This is a genomic window from Scytonema millei VB511283 (genome assembly GCF_000817735.3).
Lineage (GTDB): Bacteria > Cyanobacteriota > Cyanobacteriia > Cyanobacteriales > Chroococcidiopsidaceae > Chroococcidiopsis > Chroococcidiopsis millei_B.
This window is the reverse complement of record NZ_JTJC03000004.1, coordinates 307,371-325,069: the sequence shown is the minus strand read 5'-3', so window position 1 is coordinate 325,069 and position 17,699 is coordinate 307,371. Positions and strand designations below refer to the sequence as shown.

Here is a 17,699-nt window from a genome sequence, read left to right as displayed (position 1 = left end):
ATTTAATCAGTTATCAGTTATCAGTTATTAGTTATCGGTGAGTTGCTACCAAGGTTTCATATAGAAGATAGGGAATTCATTCCGACTTGAAACAACCACTTCTAGAATAGTCAGAAATTGTCGCTGAAATAAATCACTATAAACCAACTGGTCACCGGATCGTTTTGTCGAGACGATACACATAGCACCGCTACACTAACAGCTGACAACTGACAACTGACAACTGACAACTGATAACTGATAACTGATAACTGCAACGCTACACTGAGAGAGTGTAAAGAAGTGTAAATAGGTGCGATAAAATTGGAAACTATCAAATTAGGTCAGGATGGCGCTGCTGTTTGTCCCTTATGCATTGGAACGTGGGCGTGGGGCGATAAACTATTTTGGAACTACGGTAGCGATGAGGAGGATGCCAAGCAGCTACAAGTAGCCTTCCAAGCCGCACTAGAAGCAGGTACGACATTTTTTGACACGGCAGAAGTCTACGGGTTTGGTACATCAGAAAAGTATTTGGGGCAGTTCATGCAAACAAGCGATCGCCCCATTCAGATTGCGACGAAATTCGGTCCCGCGCCTTGGCGGTTTACAGCTCAATCTGTCTCTGATGCGCTGACAGAAAGCCTCAAGCGTCTGGGTTTAGAGCGAGTCAGCCTCTACCAAGTCCATTGGTCTTTCAGCTTTTTCATGAGTCAAGAAACACTAATGAATGCCCTTGCTGATGAAGTGCAACGAGGCAGAATTGAGGCAGTAGGAGTCAGCAACTATTCCGCAGAACAAATGCAGCAAGCATACAAAATTTTGGCAACTCGTGGAGTCAAGCTTGCTAGCAATCAAGTCCGCTACTCGCTTTTAACGCGGCAAATTGAAACGAACGGCATTCTCGACACGGCACGAAAGCTAGGCGTAACCATCTTGGCTTATAGCCCCCTAGCACAAGGCTTGTTAACTGGAAAATACACGGCTAGTAGTACCGAGCCCACAGGCGCACGCCGGATCGATCCTCGTTTTAGCAAAGAAGGTTTGCAGAAAATCGAGCCAGTGATTTCAATCTTGAAAAAAATTGGCGATCGCCACGGACGCACCCCCGCTCAAGTCGCCCTCAATTGGTTAATTGCTCAAGGTAACATAGTGGCGATCGCAGGTGCAAAAAATGCCAACCAAGTCCAGCAAAACGCTGGCGCTCTCGGCTGGCAAATGACGGACGAAGAAATAACTCAATTAGAGCAAGTGACTCGTCCTTGGCTTTATTAGGGAGTCGGGAGTCGTAAAGAGGGTGTGGGGTGTGGGGAATTTTGAATTATCTTGCTCCCTCAGCTCCCTCAGCTCTCTTGTCCCCCTTGTCCTCCTTGTCTCTCTTATCTTTAAAAACCCTATGCTCTAGTTTTCCCGTGCCGTGCGCAGTTTGGGTTTAGCAACTGGGCGCTTTTCTGAGCTGGAAAACTCTTTTTCTCCGTTGCGATCGCGTTTGGCTAAGCGAGGCTTGGGAGTGGAGCGCTTTTCGTCTGCTATGTCGTCTTCAGCGGAGTCGAGCCACGCTGGACGGGTTTTGTCATAAGCCATTTGTAAAGCAGCTGCGGCGATCGCGTGTGCGTCGTATTCTTCGCCCAGTTCGCGCACGATTGGTAAGAAGGAGGCTAACCTTTCCCCAGAGAGAACTTCCCGCAGTTGTTCTTGCAGTTTTTCAATTTGCCGCGCTTCGATTTGCGTTTTGGTGGGGACGTAGCTAACTTTCAAGCTTTGGCGAACGTGACGTTCAATCTGCTGCTGTTTGCGGCGATCGAACGGTTGGATGAGGGAAATTGCCGTGCCTTCTTTTCCGGCTCTACCTGTGCGTCCGATCCGATGAACGTAAGTTTCTACGCTGTCAGGTAAATCGTAGTTAATCACGTGAGTTAAATGATCTACGTCTAAACCGCGCGCGGCGATGTCTGTTGCAATCACCCACCGTACTTGCTTGTTGCGGAACCGCGATAGTAGGCGCTCCCGTGCTTGTTGGGTTAAATCGCCGTGATATTCGTCGGCGCTATAACCTGATGCTTGCAGTTGACTGGTGAGATCTGCTGCTGTTTTGCGAGTTTTGACAAATATGATTGCCGATTCTGGGTCTTCTAATTCCAAAATTGGCTGCAATGCTCTTGCTTTTGTCCAATGACGCGGTACGAGATAAGCGACTTGGCTAATTTTAGTAGGAGCGGCTTTTGGCTGTTCTACCGCAACTGTGACGGGCGAGTGCAAAAACTTCCCAACTATCATCTGAATTGCGCTTGGCATTGTTGCCGAAAACAAAGCTGTTTGTCGCTCTTTTGGTGCGGAGGCAAGAATTTTTATCACATCGTCGATAAAGCCCATGCTCAGCATTTCATCGGCTTCATCAAGTACGACAAATTTCACTTTGTCTAGCTTAAGATTACCGCGATCGAGTAAGTCAATCACTCGTCCTGGCGTGCCAACAACAATTTGTACGCCGCGATTGAGCTGCTGAATTTGGCGTTCAATTGATTGTCCGCCATAGATAGCTAGAATGCGGCTTTCGTTTCGATCTACAAAGCTTTTCATGGCTTGGCAGACTTGAACGGCTAATTCCCTTGTAGGAGTGAGAATTAGCGCTTGTATTGCCTTATTTTGCGGATCGATTTGCTCTAGAATTGGCAAAGAAAACGCGGCTGTTTTCCCCGTACCTGTTTGAGATTTGCCAACGACATCGCGCCCTGCTAATAATTGGGGGATTGCCTGTACTTGTATATTGGTTGGTGTAGTGAATCCAATTTTTTCTAATTGTTGAATACGGCTTTCTGAAAGACCTAAGCTTTCAAAGGATAAATTCATTTAAGCTCCTAAACTACTCTGTTTTTTCTACTTTTGTTATCGATTGTTATCGATCGATAGCTATCCGCTATTAGCTACTCACAACCTCACCCTTGAGATCGTATGGCTCAGCCTCGGTAATTTTGACTGGCACGATTGAACCTAACCTAGCTACACCTTTGACGTAGACTAAACCATCTACTTCTGGTGAAAACCGAGCTGAACGTCCGATATATTCTCCAGTTTCAGGATTTTCTTGCTCGATTAAAACATCCACAACTTTGCCTTCTTGCGCCTGATTCCGCCGCCAAGAAATCGGTTGCTGGAGTGCCATTAATGCATCCCGTCTTGCATCCATAATTTCTTGAGGAATTTGATTCGGCAGGCTGTAAGCTGGCGTTTCCTCTTCTGGAGAAAATGTAAACACACCCACATGGTCAAATTCGTGGCGTTCGACAAACTGCATCAGATGCTCGAAGTGCGCGTCTGTCTCGCCAGGAAATCCTACTATAAATGTTGTCCGTACAACTGCCTCTGGGATTGCCGTTTTAATCCGTTCGATAATACTGTCATTGACCCGACCTTGCCAAGGGCGGTTCATCGCACGGAGAATTTCAGGATGGGAGTGTTGTAAGGGTAGGTCTAAATACGGTAAGACATTTGGCGTGGCTCGAATTGCCTCGATGACTTTCGGTGTCAACCCTGTTGGATAAGCATAATGCATCCGAATCCAAGGAACATCGACTTTACCTAAAGCAACTAACAGTTCTGCTAATTTTGGTTCGCCGTACAAGTCTACACCATAATTAGTGGTAATTTGGGAAATCAAGATAATTTCCTGTACCCCTTGAGCGGCGAGTTGCTTTGCTTCTGTCACAATCGATTCAATCGAGCGCGATCTTTGATTTCCCCGTAAGTGAGGAATAATGCAAAAAGCGCAACGGTAATCGCATCCTTCCGCTACCCGCAGGTATGCTACTCCTTCTGTCGTCGTGCGATATCGAGGTGTAGTTTCGTCAGCGATATATGTTGGTTCGGGCGAGACAAGCTTTACTTTTTCTCCCTTTTCTACCCGCTCAATTACGTTTACAATCTGGTGATAGTCTCCCGTACCGATCGCGGCTACCGCTTCCGGGATCTCTTCTAGCAGTTGTTCCTGAAAGTGCTGCGCCATGCAGCCCATAATGACGATTTTTTTATTTGCTTCTGCTAGCTCGACTATAGTACGAACCGATTCTTGACGCGCTGCTTGAATAAAGCTACAGGTATTGACGACAACATAATCGGCTAGTTCTTCGTCGTTATCGACCTCGTATCCAGCTTGAACGAGGAGTCCGATCGTGTGTTCCGTATCTATTCGGTTTTTCTCGCAGCCTAGATGAGAAAATGCAATTGTTGGCTTTTTGCCCATGAAGTCAATTTAAGTGTAAGTAGAGACAGGGTTTTTCAGTCGTTCTATTGTAGCGATCGCTTCCAAAACGGTTTCCCCGTTTGATGCTACACCCCTATGGCTCTCTGCTCACCGGATGCGGTCAATGCAATCGCTCAACCTATGCAATCTATATAGTAGCGTAATGAATGAAAATTTACAATATTTTACAAAAATTATATTGAGTGGCTGGTGGCTGGTGGCTGGTGGCTGGATTCTGAGTTCTGTTCTAGTCACGCTTTCACGCTTTCGCTGATAACTGATAACTGAAAGAAGTTATGATTTGTCTTAGCCTACTTCTAAATAAGTGCGTCCGAAGTATTGTAAAGACGTGGATCTGAATCAGACATTTAAAACCGATCGCCCTATCATTGGAGTCGTACATTTATTACCCCTGCCTACATCTGCTCGCTGGGGTGGAAGTTTAGCTGCTGTCATTGACAGGGCAGAACAGGAAGCTACAGCTTTAGCTTCTGGTGGAGTAGATGGAATTATTGTCGAAAATTTTTTTGACGCACCTTTCGTTAAAGAGCGAGTCGATCCAGCAGTCGTCAGCGCCATGACACTGATCGTACAGCGGCTCAAACAGCTAGTGACTCTACCGATCGGACTGAACGTATTGCGAAACGACGCTCATAGTGGAATGGCGATCGCTAGTTGCGTGCAGGCACAATTCATTCGCGTTAACGTCTTGACAGGCGTAATGGCAACAGATCAAGGCATTATTGAAGGACAAGCCCACAGCCTTTTGCGCTATCGGCGAGAACTTGGTAGCAATGTCAAAATCTTTGCAGACGTATTGGTAAAGCACGCTCGTCCTCTCAGTTCTACCAATTTAACCAATGCCGTACAAGACACGATCGAGCGGGGACTAGCCGACGCAGTGATTCTATCTGGTTGGGCAACGGGCAACCCGCCCAACTTAGAAGACCTAGAACTGGCGACAGCAGCAGCCAACGGTACGCCAGTTTTTATTGGCAGCGGTGCGGATTGGGAAAATATTTCTACTTTAATGCCAGCCGCAGATGGAGTGATTGTTTCTAGTTCTCTCAAACGTCACGGACGACGCGAACAGCCAGTCGATCCGATTCGCGTCAGCCAGTTTGTCGAAGCCGCACGTCGCAGTTTTACAAAGGTAGCTAGTTTGAAGGGAGTCGGGAGTCGGGAGTCGGGAGTCGGAAGAGTGAGTGGCTAGTGGCTAGTGGCTGGTGGCTAGTAGTAAGTGGGGTGTGGGATGTAGGGTGTGGGATGTAGGGTGTGGGGTGTAAAGATTTTAAATTTCTTTCTTCCTCAGCCTCCTCAGCTCCCGATCGCTGCCTCAGCTCTCTTCTCTCCCTTATCCCTAGAGTATGTAACGGAGTTGTGATATTGCCTAAGGGTCGTAAAAAGGTTCCGTTATGATTGACAAAGCTAATAATTAGTCGTCATTTATTAATTATCATTTGTCATTTGTTTATGATACGCCGACGTTCTACACCTTGGATTCATCGCTGGTCTCGCCCCGCGATCGCTGCGATCGCCGGAGTAGGAGCGCTGGTCACGGGATACTTAACTATAGAAAAGTTGATGGGACGCACGCCTGGATGTCTTGCTAGCGCGGGCGCTGAAGCAAGTTCCAGCTGCGCTGATGTCCTTTCAAGTCCTTGGGCAACTGTATTTGGTTTACCTTTGGCTTTATTCGGTTGCTTGGCTTATGCGAGCATGGTCGTGTTTGCCCTGACTCCCCTAGCAGTCAATCCAAACCAAAACAAAGCACTCCGCTCTCAGTTGGAGAATGTGACGTGGATGCTGCTATTAGCAGGGGCGATCGCCATGTCCGTTTTTAGCGGCTACTTGATGTACGTGCTATTTGCTAAAATCAACGCCTTTTGCTTGTACTGTATTGCCTCGGCGCTCTTCTCGGTTAGTATGCTCACCCTGACACTATTAGGTCGCTCCTGGGAAGACGTAGGGCAAATATTATTTACAGCATTGATAGTAGGAATGGTCACGCTAATTGGTACGCTTGCCGTTTATGCGGACGTAGAAAAACCAAATAATACTACTACTGCACAACAAGTACAGCTAGAGCCTGCTGGAGATCCGATTCCGGGAGTTGGTTGGCAGATTACAACGACTTCTGGAGAATCAGAAATCGCACTGGCAAAACATCTCAAAGAAATTGGAGCTAAAGAATACATCGCTTGGTGGTGTCCCCACTGTCACGAACAAAAGCAACTATTTGGCAAAGAAGCTTACAGTTATATCAACCATATTGAGTGCGCTCCCCCTAAAGCCAAGAAGCTAGCACCCGAATGCGAAGCAGCCAAGATTCAAAGTTTTCCGACTTGGGAGATTAACGGTAAACAATATGCAGGTGTGAAGTCTTTGAAGGAATTAGCAGAAATTTCTGGCTATAAAGGACAGACGAATTTCAAAAACTTTCCCAATGCATTTCAGTAGTTAGTTATCAGTGACTGGTGACTAGTGTTTAGTGACTAGAACAAAACTCAGAATTTAGCCACCAGCAACCAGCCACTAGCCACTCACTCCTCACCCCTCACTCCTCACCCCTCCTTTGCTATCTCGTAAACAGCGAGTTTGGATTACAATTTTTAGCGCTGCTATTTGCTTGCTGCTACGCTTCAGTGGCTTACTACAGCCTTTGGAGTGGGCGGCTTTAGATCGGTTTTTTCGCCTGCGTCCTTGGGAAGCACAAGACGCACGGATAGCAATTGTGGCGATCGATGAGGCAGATTTACAGCAAGTCGGGCAGTGGCCCTTACCAGATAGGGTAGTTGCCGAACTGTTACAAAAAGTGAGTGTTGGCAAGCCTCGCGCTATAGGTTTAGATATCTATCGCGACTTGCCAGTACCTCCAGGTCAGCAGGAATTGCGCCAAGCTTTGACTACCATTGCCAATTTAGTTGGTATCGAACAAATGGGCGATCGCTATAGTGTCGCCCCATCGCCCCTTTTAGATCGACTGGATCGCGTTGGTTTTAACAATGTTGTCTTAGATGCTGATGGTAGGGTGAGGCGAGGGTTGCTGTACTGGTCTACACCTACAAAACTACATGAAAGCTTTGATTTGAAGCTAGCTTTAACGTACCTGCAAGCAGAAGCGATCGCGTCCCCATTAATCGAGCAGAATTTTCAGGCGTTGCATTTGGGTCAAGCCGTGTTTCACCGCTTTCAGCCTCACGATGGCGGTTATGTTGGTGCTGATGCTGGTGGATATCAAATTCTCGCTAACTTTCGTCACCCCAGCACGAATTTTCTACAAGTGCCGATGCGTGACGTACTAGCCGATCGAGTCCCAGCAGAAATATTTCGCGATCGCATTGTCATTATTGGTTCTACTGCCCCTAGCTTAAAGGATTTTTTCTATACTCCCGATAGCGCCAGTCCCCTATGGGGAGCAGCTCAACCGATTGCCGGAGTAGAATTACACGCTAATTTTGTTAGCCAAATTGTCAGCGCAGCTTTAGGAGAACGCCCCTTAATCCACGTCTGGTCGGACTTTTGGGAAAGCATGTGGATAGTGGCTTGGATCGTGGTGGCAGCAAATCTCAGTTGCCGTTGGCAGATCGTCTATTCCACAATTTACGTGCTACTGGCGGCTTTAGGCTTAATTAGCATTACTTATCTTGCTTTTCTTCAAGGTTGGTGGTTGCCTATTGTCCCACCTTTGCTGGCGCTATTTGCTGTATCCGGTTTAATGACTGCCTGCAACGCTCAGATGCAAGAGGAGTTCAAGCGCTCTAAAGATTTTTTGCAGGGGATAATTGATACGATTCCCGATCCGATTTTTGTCAAGAATAAAAAGTATCGTTGGATCGTATTGAATGAAGCTTACTGTCGCCTGATTGGTTATCCGTTAGCAGAATTAATTGATAAGTCGGAAGCCGATTTTTTTTCTCCTCAAGAAGCAGAAGTGTTTCGCCAGCAGGACGATCTGGTTTTTCATAGTGGCACGACTATGGAACACGAAGAAGAATTTAGCGATGTTAGCGGGACGACTCATTTAATTTCTACGAAGCGATCGCTCCATCAAGACGCGGCTGGCAATCTATATCTAGTGGGTGTCATTCGAGATATCACGGCACGCAAGCAGTTGGAAGAAGAGCTGAAGCGTCAGACGGCGGATTTAGTCCAATATAATACCGAGCTACAGCTTTCCGAACAAAGACTCCGCCATCTGGCTTTACACGACCCACTGACGGGTTTACCAAATCGACAGCTATTCCTCGAACATCTGAACCAGTCAATTGCTTGGGCGCAAAGCCATCAGTTGTTGGTAGGGCTATTGTATATCGATCTAGATGGCTTTAAACAGGTCAATGATACTTTAGGACATGATTGGGGCGATCGCTTGTTAGTTGCTGTTTCCCAAAGACTATCGGGGTGTTTGCGTCACAGCGATATTGTTTCTCGTTTGGGTGGTGATGAATTTACCGTTATCTTGCCTGCAATTCCAGAAGTCAGCGTTGCCGAAAAAGTAGCAAATAAGATTTTGGCAACTCTGTCTGAGGTTTTTGCGCTTAACGAACAAGCTCTTTCAATTACAGCTAGTGTAGGAATTGGCGTTTACCCCCTGCATTGCAATACTATTGATAGTCTGATTAAGCAGGCTGATACTGCAATGTACCGAGCAAAGCAGCTAGGAAAAAACTGCTATCAAATAGCGGTTGTTGTCTCTAGGTAAAGCTAGTTTGTAAAGCTAAATTGTGCTAGCGATCGCCACACGCAAATCCCGCAAAAAATGGATTAGCCTTAATTGCCATAGGATTAATATTTTGTTTACCTCTGCTGCGAGATAGATGCAAGACTACGTTACTTTTAGCTGAAACGACTTTCTAGCTTTGGGAAGCTAACTCGAATCAACAATTTTTACTTCTCTCTATAGAGAGACTAGCTCTTCTTTCTGCGGATAGAGTGAGATTTAATTTGCTAAGGAATAAAATCATGTCTGTTCCGTAAATCGCTCGATGTGATTGTAGTACCTATAAGAGATATCCACATATTGTTTATCTTGGTTGTCGATTTTGGCTTTCTACATTAGATGGTGAGAGAGGCGATCGCATATAACAATCGGCTCAAACCAATTAAATGTATAAAAAATGCATAAATTACATTAATTACTAGTAAAAATACTGAAAAATTTTAGCTGAAATATGGAGTATGTACATGCGTAGCAGTCCAGCAACAGCCATGTCCGACAATCTCAAAATTACTATACTTATGGTCACGCTCGGCTTGCAGCTAGTTGCTTTTTGGATTGCTGGCAGTGTTGACACCTTAGTCAATTTTTTTACTAATTTCTCGGACGCTCCTCCGGCGATCGAGCAAATCAGTCAAATCTACCAATTGCCAAGCTCAATCGGTAGTCCTAGTAGAACGATCGGATCTGGTACGAGATAAGCAAATTGGTTGTTAAGTTGCGGTCGGTTCGGATTTCCACCACTGTTCGTACTGGATGAGAGTATGAGTTTGCCAGTGAGCTTCGGTATGAGGATAATCTAAGCGGTAATGCCCGCCTCGGCTTTCGGTACGAAAGGCAGCACTTTTGAGAATTAAGTAAGCAATATCGAGTAGATTGCGGGTTTCGCTCCACAGACGCAAAGACTGCTCTACCTCAAGCAAATTCGCGGGAAGATTGGCTGAAAGATCGGAAACATTGATATGGGCTGGTTGTCCAGGCGGAAGTTGAAGCAAAAACTGACTCAAGGGCAGGGTAATAAATGCCTGTTGCCACAATTGTACCTGCGCGATCGCCCGCTCTAATCCTTGCTGTTCGCGGCAGATACCCGCACTCTGCCAGACCAAACGCGGCAGTTCGTAACGGATAGCTTCAATTGTGGTTTGCTGGCTCAGCCAATCAATCTCTGACAAGCTAAACGACAAAGGGTAAAGACTAAAATCCGATCCGGTATATTCATCCTTCATCCCTTCTACTTCATCTTTCAACAGAGCCATCTGCGCCCCAAAGACGACACACTCCAGCAAAGAATTACTTGCTAAACGATTCGCGCCGTGGACTCCCGTACTAGCTGTTTCGCCGACAGCATACAATCCAGGGATTGAAGTGCGGTTCGTTAAATCTGCGGCAATTCCTCCCATCCAATAATGGGCGGCGGGAGCAACTGGAATTGGCTCCTGAAAAACATCTATGCCCCAGTGCTGACATACTTGAACGATATTGGGAAACCGCTGACGAATTTTTGCCTCTGGGATCGATCGCAAATCTAACCAGACGCAGGCAGTAGCAGGATCGGCTGAGGTACGCTGCAAATGGCTGTATATGGCACGACTAACAACATCTCTGGGTGCTAGCTCTCCTGCTGGGTGATAGTCAAAAGCAAAACGCCTACCCGTATCATCGATTAAATGCGCTCCTTCACCGCGTACCGCTTCGCTGATTAAGAATCGGTCTGCTCCAGGTTTGGTCAGAGCAGTCGGGTGAAACTGGACGAATTCTAAGTCTCGCAGCATGGCTCCAGCCCGCCAAGCGATCGCCACGCCATCACCCGTACTCAACTTGGGGTTGGTTGTCTGGGCAAAAACTTGACCTCCGCCACCTGTTGCTAAGACGACAGCACGAGCGCGCAACCAGAGAATGCGATTGCCATCAAAGAGACTAATACCTTCACAGTGTCCGGTTTGGGGGTTAAGCCACAGACTTAAAACTATGGTTTGGGGAATAACTTGAATGTTCTGGCGTTCGAGAACCCGCGCTGTCAGGGTAGCAATGACCTGGCGACCAGTGGTATCGGCGGCGTGGAGGACGCGACGACGGGAGTGAGCAGCCTCTATGGTTAATGCTAATTCGCGATCGCGACGGTCAAAGGCAACCCCCATGTCTACCAAAGATTGAATGGATTCCGGTGCTTTGTGAGCCAAAAATTCTACAGATGCGCGATCGCACAACCCAGCCCCCGCTTGCAGCGTATCTTCTACATGCAACTGAGGAGAATCATCAGCCGCGATCGCCGCAGCAATTCCACCCTGCGCCCAGTCACTTGCAGACAGATTTATCGTTTCTTTGGCAATTAAACCGACGCGAAAGTGGCTGGGTAGACACAGTGCCGTGTAGAGTCCGGCAGCTCCGGCTCCTACGACTATGACATCAAAATGGTTGAGGTTTTGTAGCAAGGGTAAGGGTTGTTGGTTGATAGTTGACAGTTGACGGTTAACTGATAACCAATAACTGAGTAAAAAATAACCCACTCTAGAAATAGGGTGGGCTGAGGCTAAATTGTCAATTCAAAAAGGATTTATCTGTAGATGCCGTTGTTATAGCGATCGTCACCCATTGTGTAAGCAGCTTCTACATCAGTAACAGTAAAGTTACCGAGATTTGCTTCTAGAGTTTGTTTTTGACGCTCGGATAATCCTGGCATCTCCATTACGTCCTCTACGTTTTCGTAGGGAGCGTTTTGCACGATTTTACGGGCTAGGGTGGGGTAAAGTCCTGGGTATTTCCGAAAAGCAGCAACGTTTGTGTTGTTTAAATCGATTTTCTTACCAAAGTCTGTTGCCAGCTTCGCATCTGCTCGATTGCTTGATTGAGCCGGAGACTCTACAGCTAGGATTGGTACGGTACGCAGGCTAAAATCGCTGAGATTAGCAGCGATCGCGGGTTGGGATATGCCCAGCCATCCCAAACAACCTACCAATACACTCAAAATTGTTAATAAACGTATCAATTTTTTCACAGTTTCTCTACCTCTTTGCATCCAACTGAAATCAGCACACAGCTAGTATCAGAAACTAATATATAGCTTATTGACTACCTGAGTATCAGACAAGGCGATCGCGATCGGCAAAAATTTAAGCCAGTGCCGCAGCTAGCCAGAATAAGCTATCTACTAAAATTGTACTCAACACTGCTCCACTAAATGCCCACCAATGAGTCTGTCGAGCGCGCAAGGAAAAGACTCCCCCTGCTAGCAACACCAACACTAAGACCGCTGCCCAACTCAACCCCCAAGGGGTATACACTTGTGCCAAGGCACTGCGAAGAATTGGTGCGACTAACGTTGGTTCGACCTGTACGACTTGCCTCCAGTAAGGAATTAGATCGGCGATGTAAAAGTAGAGGTCGGTGACGACTGTACCTAACAAAGAGCCTAGATAGAAAAAATTACCAACCTTGCCCCAATTACGCCGCAAACAAACGATCGCAAACGGTAGCCCGATCGCCTCAACTGGAAGATGTAGCAGTGGTTCCCAGCGCAACCATCCCCAATAAATCGAGCCAGCTAACCAACTCCAGCTAAATCCCAAGAGAATATCGCCCCATAAATGACTAGAAGGACGAGACATCAATACTAAACTCAGCCACACCCAAATCAGGGTTATTCCCAGACTGAGTAGTGGTAGCGATCGCACCAGCGGCGCTTCGATAAAAACTGGTACAGATACCAAAAATACAGCCGCTCCAAATGCCCACCATGTTTGCTGCTTGGCTTTTTGAGCTGAGATGGGTTGTACTAGATCGAAGTTTGACGATTCTAAATTTGACGGCTGGACGATGGTATCGCTCGTTTCAGTTGAGACTGAGCGAATCGTAGGTGTGGGAGTGGTGTAGGTAGGCAAAGTAGAATTAATCAATTGAATATTAAAATTTGTTACTTATCTTAATCTTATTCAATATATCACAATGTAAATCCCCCCCTGGGGCATATATATACTATCTCAATAATCGTTGTTTGAATAGTTGTCAGCGATCAGGGAGTAGGAGTTGTAGGGGCGGGTTTAGCAAAGGATTCCTGCCTGGGGAGAATAAATCTTGGTTCAAAACCCGCCCCTACACTGGTACAGGCGGGTTTTATCGTGAATTGACCGATTTTGAATTGTATGGTCTCTTGGCTAATTTGGTACACTTGTACTATAATAGTGATAGTTGTTATCGAGTCAGCAGAAGTAAAAAATGGCTTGATGGTAGCTCGATGTGACGCAAGATAAACTCAAAATTGCTCTATGACCAAGCACTATATTCTCAGCCTTAACCCCACTGCTAAGCATGACTGGGATCGGTGTATCCTGCGCGATCCAATTACTGCCAAGCGTCCAGAGATCGCAAAATTGATTGCTGAAGCTATTGGTGCGGAACCTGGTACATATCTAGTGTCCGTCAATATTGAAGTCAAGGTTTTGGAACAAGTACCAGCTCCACAAGCAGAACAATTACCGCTAAGTGCCGTAGAGTACAACACGGATCGCGCACAGTTGCAAGAATTAGCTGCCTAATCGAAAAGCTAGCGACCAAAATTTAGCGATTAGTGTATCGCCATTGCGCGATACAAATTCAAATTCGTAGCATTTCCCATGCGGGTTTAATACATTCGTAGGGGCGCACGGCTGTGTGCCCCTACAGATCCGTGTACCTCATTCAACTGGAAATTGCTATCAAATACAAATTTCAAGCGTGTCTGGAGAAGCCGCAAGTTTTAACTAACAATACTTAAAACTTGCGGCTTTTTGCTATTGTTTCTGTCTGAGGTGGAATAAAGGAGATCGCGGCTGTGTGATAGTATGAGAAACTCAAAAACAAGATAGTGCTGTCAGGTAGGTAAAGCGGGGTATAAAGTATGACATCGTCTACATTAAGCGGAAAGAATACTTTAGGCGATCGCGCGGTGCTGGCAATTAAAAAGCACTTTGAAAAATTTCTCAAACACGAAGCTGACGTAATCGCAGATCGCGATCCAGAAGCATTGCATCAGATGCGCGTAGGAATGCGTCGCTTGCGTAGTGCGATCGCGGGTTTTGCTCCAGCCATCGACTTGCCGAAACCAGTCCAAGAAAAAAAAATTGGTAAAATTGCCCGTATTCTGGGCAAATTGCGAGATTTAGACGTACTGCGAGAATCATTAGAAAACAAATATAAACCCGCTTTACCTGCTGACGAACAAGAACAATTGGATACAGCACTGGTTTACCTGTATAAGCGGCGGCGGAAGGCTTTTGCGAAAGTGCATGAAACTTTGACGGGCGATCGCTATCAAGAACTGAAGCAGGCTTTAGAAAAATGGCTATCTCAGCCCCAACTGCAACCAATCGCGCAGATGCCAATTCAGGCGACTCTACCAGATTTACTTCTATCTGAGGTTGGTAGGCTACTTTTACACCCAAGTTGGTTAGTAGGAACCAAATTACAAGACGAACAGGTAGTAGTACAAACAGGACAAACACCAGCACAGGCAAAACAACAACTAATCGATAACGCCCCTCTTCTCCACAGCTTGCGTAAAGAAACCAAACGCGCTCGCTATCAAATGGAAGTCTTTGCTAACTTTTATGGAGCTTCCTACGAAACTTACCTTGAAGATCTCAAAGCCATCCAGAGCGTTTTAGGGCAATTTCAAGACAGCGCCGTACTGTCTGAGTTTTTAGCAGATGCTTTGCAAACAAAAATTGAAAAAACCATGCCAACTCTGGCTAATTTATTAGCAGAGCATAATTACAAAGCTTGGCAACAATGGCAAACTCTGCAACAGCGATATCTCAATCTGGAAAGTCGCAAAGGCTTACACTTGTCGATTTTGATGCCCACTTGGGAAAACGTCAATAACGGACAAAGCACAGAACACGATACTGTTCTCAGCCAACAGAGTTAACAGTTATCAGTTATCAGTTATCAGTTGTCGTAGGGGCGGGTTTAGCCAGCAGATTCACGGCTCAAGCCATCATCTTCGTTCAAAACCCGCCCGTACAGTTATCAGTGGCGATAAAAGCTGTTGAAAGCGTGACTAGCCAGTAGCCACCAGCCACCAGTCACTCACAAATGACCAATGCCAGATATAATCTTTACCACGATTGGGTAAAGACGACATGGCAAAACCAATTACAGATGATATGCGTGACTTGAAAACACCGGAAGATGTCATCATTCGGGCTGAAGCACGCAAACCGCAGACAGATCCCACTCTTGGTATTGGCGTACAAGTCAATAGAGAAGGTACGCCTCAGCATCGTCTAGTAACAATTGGTGATTCTTTGACTCAAGGCTTTCAAAGTGGCGCAATTTTTAATACTCAAATTTCTTTTCCAGCCTTAATCGCTCGGGAAATAGGTTGGACTGAGTTCCGCTATCCTACTTACAATACTCCAGGTGATGGATTGCCGTTAAATTTAGAACGGTTGGTACGAGAACTAGAACAAAAGGTAGGCGATCGCATTGATATTTGGAATTTTATCCCGACGCTATTGTTTTTACGCAACTATTTAGACAAATTAGAAGATTACTGGGAACGGGGTGAAGGGGCTATACTACCCTCTCAAAAAGAGATTAACCACAATTTAGGAGTTTATGGTTGGGATTTACGAAATATCCTATCTCGTAATGCAAGAAGCTGCCAGGAATTAATCAGTCGAAAGATTCCTAGAGAAAATGTTTTTCGTCAATTGGTCGATTACCATAACGAACGAGCGGCACTGAGGGTATTAAACTCGTCGGTGCGGAGTCAAACAGGTGAGGCATTAACTCCTTTACAAGCTGCAAAGGCTCTTGGTGCTGAGGGAAGGAGAGAAAATGGCGATGGTGATGGCATCGAGACGCTGATTATGGCGATCGGTAGCAATAATGCTCTCGGTAGTCTCCTCACTTTTAAGATTGCTTGGAGCGATGATGGCTACGATGATATGGAGATCAACGATCGCTATACGATCTGGCGACCAATTCATTTTAAAGCTGAGTTAGATAAAGTTGTGGCGGAAGTTAAGCAAATTCGCGCCCGTCACGTTATTTGGGCTACAGTTCCTCACGTAACGATCGCCCCCTTTGCCCGTGGAGTGGATACGAAGATTAGAAAAGATTCTCGCTATTTCCCATACTACACATTGCCTTGGGTTAGCGATGCAGGTTTTAATCAAGACCGACACCCAAACTTAACTGCATCAGAAGTCAGAGCGATAGACAGTGCGATCGACCAATATAATGACTGTATTGTTGATGCCGTGCGACAAGCAAGAACAGAAGGTCGAGATTGGTATTTGTTGGATCTGGCTGGACTACTCGATCGCTTGGCACAGAGGCGCTATATTGAATCTCCCAGAGCTAGACCGAGTTGGTGGAAAGAAATTGGTGGCGAATATCAGTTACCGTCACAGTTGCAAAAATTAGACCCAAAGCCAGACTCTCGCTTTTCGATCTTTGATGCTACGGGACGCAAGCAAGGTGGGTTGTTTTCCCTTGATGGCATTCATCCCACAACCATTGGTTATGGCATTATGGCGCAAGAGCTAATTGCAATTATGCAAACAGCTGGCGTGGAGTTTTATGACGATCGAGGTAACTTGCGCCAAGGTAAAGTTGAAATTGATTTTCAGCAGTTAATCGTTCAAGATACTCTCATTTCTAACCCGCCAAAAGCGTTTGAAAATTATTTCCAGGCAATCGGTTGGATGGATCGATACTTGAGTGTTTTTGGAAATTTGCTGAAGTCAAACTATTAAATTGAGTTCGATCGGGAATGTAGCCTAGTCCTTCAGTTTTTCGATAGAAGTATTAATAATTTCCACGATTGTCGCCATTGCAGATGCAACTCGTCCATGCAAGTTTAATTGTGCGATCGCAGTTGGAAAATCATCTTGTTTAAGGCGATCGCACAATGTTACCATTTCCCCCCAGGTAGCATTGCTATGAACATACGCTAAGGTAAGGGAAATCAACAGATCGACGTGTTCGTTTCCTTCTGCTTGAGTCATCATGTTATGGGGAATATCCCACACATCATCAAAACAGACATACCAAGATTTAGGTTGTAACTGAACTGCGGCGTTAAATAACTTTTCGTGTTCTCGATTTCCCACAGCGCGATCGCTCTCACTCGATACAATTAACATTGGTGCAGCCTTTTGTGTTTGGGCTTTTTCTAAGATCTCAGTTCCCATATCCAAAAAAACTCGCAAAGCTGGCATGGCAAAACCATCATAACCAAAACTAGCTACTTGGGGGTCTTGCCACCATTCAAAATAGATATTGAAAATTCTGACAAATAGATCGACAACTTTATTACTTCCACTTAAATACGGAGCAAATATTAAATTTTTAGTGATTTTATCGGGATATTCTAAAGCCAGCCATGCCGCTAAAGTACTCCCACCGGACAAGCCACCAATAATAATTTCTTTGCCTCCAAAGCAAGCAATTTCTAACCAATGACGACCAAACTCTTGATAAATTTGGGGATCTTCTGGTAGTGGTGGCGGGTTATCTCCATTCCATTCACCTGCAATACCATGTCCTGGTAGTAAGGGAATTAGAACGTGATATCCAGCTTGATAAAACGCTCTACCTATCAGGGCAAATTGTTCGGGAACTGCCGTAAATCCATGAAAGAAAAGGCAAACTTTTGCGCTATTTGGCTGGATTAAAAATTGCGAGCCTGTCGTTTCTGGTATCAATGACAGTTTGCTCTCTGTGGCTCGAACTTCACGGGCGATCGCGATTAACTTATTGGGAGATTCAGACATT

14 protein-coding genes are annotated in these 17,699 nt (G+C 45.8%); 8 read left to right on the top strand and 6 right to left on the bottom strand.

All coding sequences use genetic code 11. From position 1 onward, the window contains the following. Positions 1-303: 303 nt before the first annotated feature. The gene (locus QH73_RS16485; protein ID WP_039717093.1) at positions 304-1,254 is read left to right on the top strand and encodes an aldo/keto reductase; all 951 of its coding nucleotides are present in this window, start codon (positions 304-306) and stop codon (positions 1,252-1,254) included. A gap of 126 nt (positions 1,255-1,380) precedes the next feature. On the opposite strand, the gene QH73_RS16480 is transcribed toward QH73_RS16485, so the two are convergent. Continuing rightward, entirely contained in the window at positions 1,381-2,829 is a 1,449-nt protein-coding gene (locus tag QH73_RS16480) for a DEAD/DEAH box helicase (protein WP_039717094.1), read from the bottom strand. A gap of 70 nt (positions 2,830-2,899) precedes the next feature. Next, positions 2,900-4,219: a 30S ribosomal protein S12 methylthiotransferase RimO gene (gene rimO / locus QH73_RS16475; RefSeq protein WP_039717095.1), complete on the bottom strand. Its 1,320-nt coding sequence runs from the start codon at positions 4,217-4,219 to the stop codon at positions 2,900-2,902. 349 nt (positions 4,220-4,568) lie between these two features. Between rimO and btpA the strand changes: the two genes are divergently transcribed. From btpA to QH73_RS16455, 4 genes are all read left to right on the top strand, one after another. Further along, positions 4,569-5,432 (top strand): photosystem I biogenesis protein BtpA, encoded by an 864-nt coding sequence (gene btpA, locus QH73_RS16470; RefSeq protein WP_039717096.1) that lies wholly within the window; start codon positions 4,569-4,571, stop codon positions 5,430-5,432. A 260-nt stretch (positions 5,433-5,692) separates the two neighbouring features. Continuing rightward, complete coding sequence (locus QH73_RS16465) at positions 5,693-6,679, top strand: vitamin K epoxide reductase family protein (protein ID WP_039717097.1); 987 nt, start codon at positions 5,693-5,695, stop codon at positions 6,677-6,679. Between the two features lie 115 nt (positions 6,680-6,794). Next, entirely contained in the window at positions 6,795-8,924 is a 2,130-nt protein-coding gene (locus QH73_RS16460; RefSeq protein ID WP_039717098.1) for a CHASE2 domain-containing protein, read from the top strand. Between the two features lie 482 nt (positions 8,925-9,406). Beyond that, positions 9,407-9,640, top strand: a complete 234-nt coding sequence (locus QH73_RS16455; protein WP_132867167.1) for a hypothetical protein — start codon at positions 9,407-9,409, stop codon at positions 9,638-9,640. A gap of 12 nt (positions 9,641-9,652) precedes the next feature. On the opposite strand, the gene nadB is transcribed toward QH73_RS16455, so the two are convergent. The 3 genes from nadB to QH73_RS16440 form a co-directional block, all read right to left on the bottom strand. Continuing rightward, on the bottom strand, positions 9,653-11,371 hold the full coding sequence (gene nadB / locus QH73_RS16450; RefSeq protein WP_039717766.1) for an L-aspartate oxidase: 1,719 nt from the start codon (positions 11,369-11,371) through the stop codon (positions 9,653-9,655). Between the two features lie 122 nt (positions 11,372-11,493). Then, positions 11,494-11,934: a photosystem II complex extrinsic protein PsbU gene (gene psbU / locus QH73_RS16445; RefSeq protein WP_309476492.1), complete on the bottom strand. Its 441-nt coding sequence runs from the start codon at positions 11,932-11,934 to the stop codon at positions 11,494-11,496. Between the two features lie 115 nt (positions 11,935-12,049). Next, positions 12,050-12,832 carry a DUF3120 domain-containing protein gene (locus QH73_RS16440; RefSeq protein WP_039717101.1) on the bottom strand — a complete coding sequence of 261 codons (783 nt, stop codon included), beginning with the start codon at positions 12,830-12,832 and terminating at the stop codon, positions 12,050-12,052. 369 nt (positions 12,833-13,201) lie between these two features. Between QH73_RS16440 and QH73_RS16435 the strand changes: the two genes are divergently transcribed. The 3 genes from QH73_RS16435 to QH73_RS16425 all read left to right on the top strand — a co-directional run bounded on the left by QH73_RS16435 (position 13,202) and on the right by QH73_RS16425 (position 16,678). Beyond that, positions 13,202-13,471, top strand: a complete 270-nt coding sequence (locus tag QH73_RS16435) for a hypothetical protein (RefSeq protein ID WP_039717102.1) — start codon at positions 13,202-13,204, stop codon at positions 13,469-13,471. A gap of 341 nt (positions 13,472-13,812) precedes the next feature. Then, complete coding sequence (locus QH73_RS16430) at positions 13,813-14,841, top strand: CHAD domain-containing protein (protein WP_039717103.1); 1,029 nt, start codon at positions 13,813-13,815, stop codon at positions 14,839-14,841. Positions 14,842-15,055: 214 nt separating this feature from the next. Further along, on the top strand, positions 15,056-16,678 hold the full coding sequence (locus tag QH73_RS16425; RefSeq protein ID WP_039717104.1) for a hypothetical protein: 1,623 nt from the start codon (positions 15,056-15,058) through the stop codon (positions 16,676-16,678). Between the two features lie 24 nt (positions 16,679-16,702). Here QH73_RS16425 and QH73_RS16420 read toward each other — a convergent pair whose 3' ends face one another. Continuing rightward, the gene (locus tag QH73_RS16420; protein WP_039717105.1) at positions 16,703-17,698 is read right to left on the bottom strand and encodes an alpha/beta hydrolase; all 996 of its coding nucleotides are present in this window, start codon (positions 17,696-17,698) and stop codon (positions 16,703-16,705) included. Between the last annotated feature and the right edge of the window lies 1 nt (position 17,699).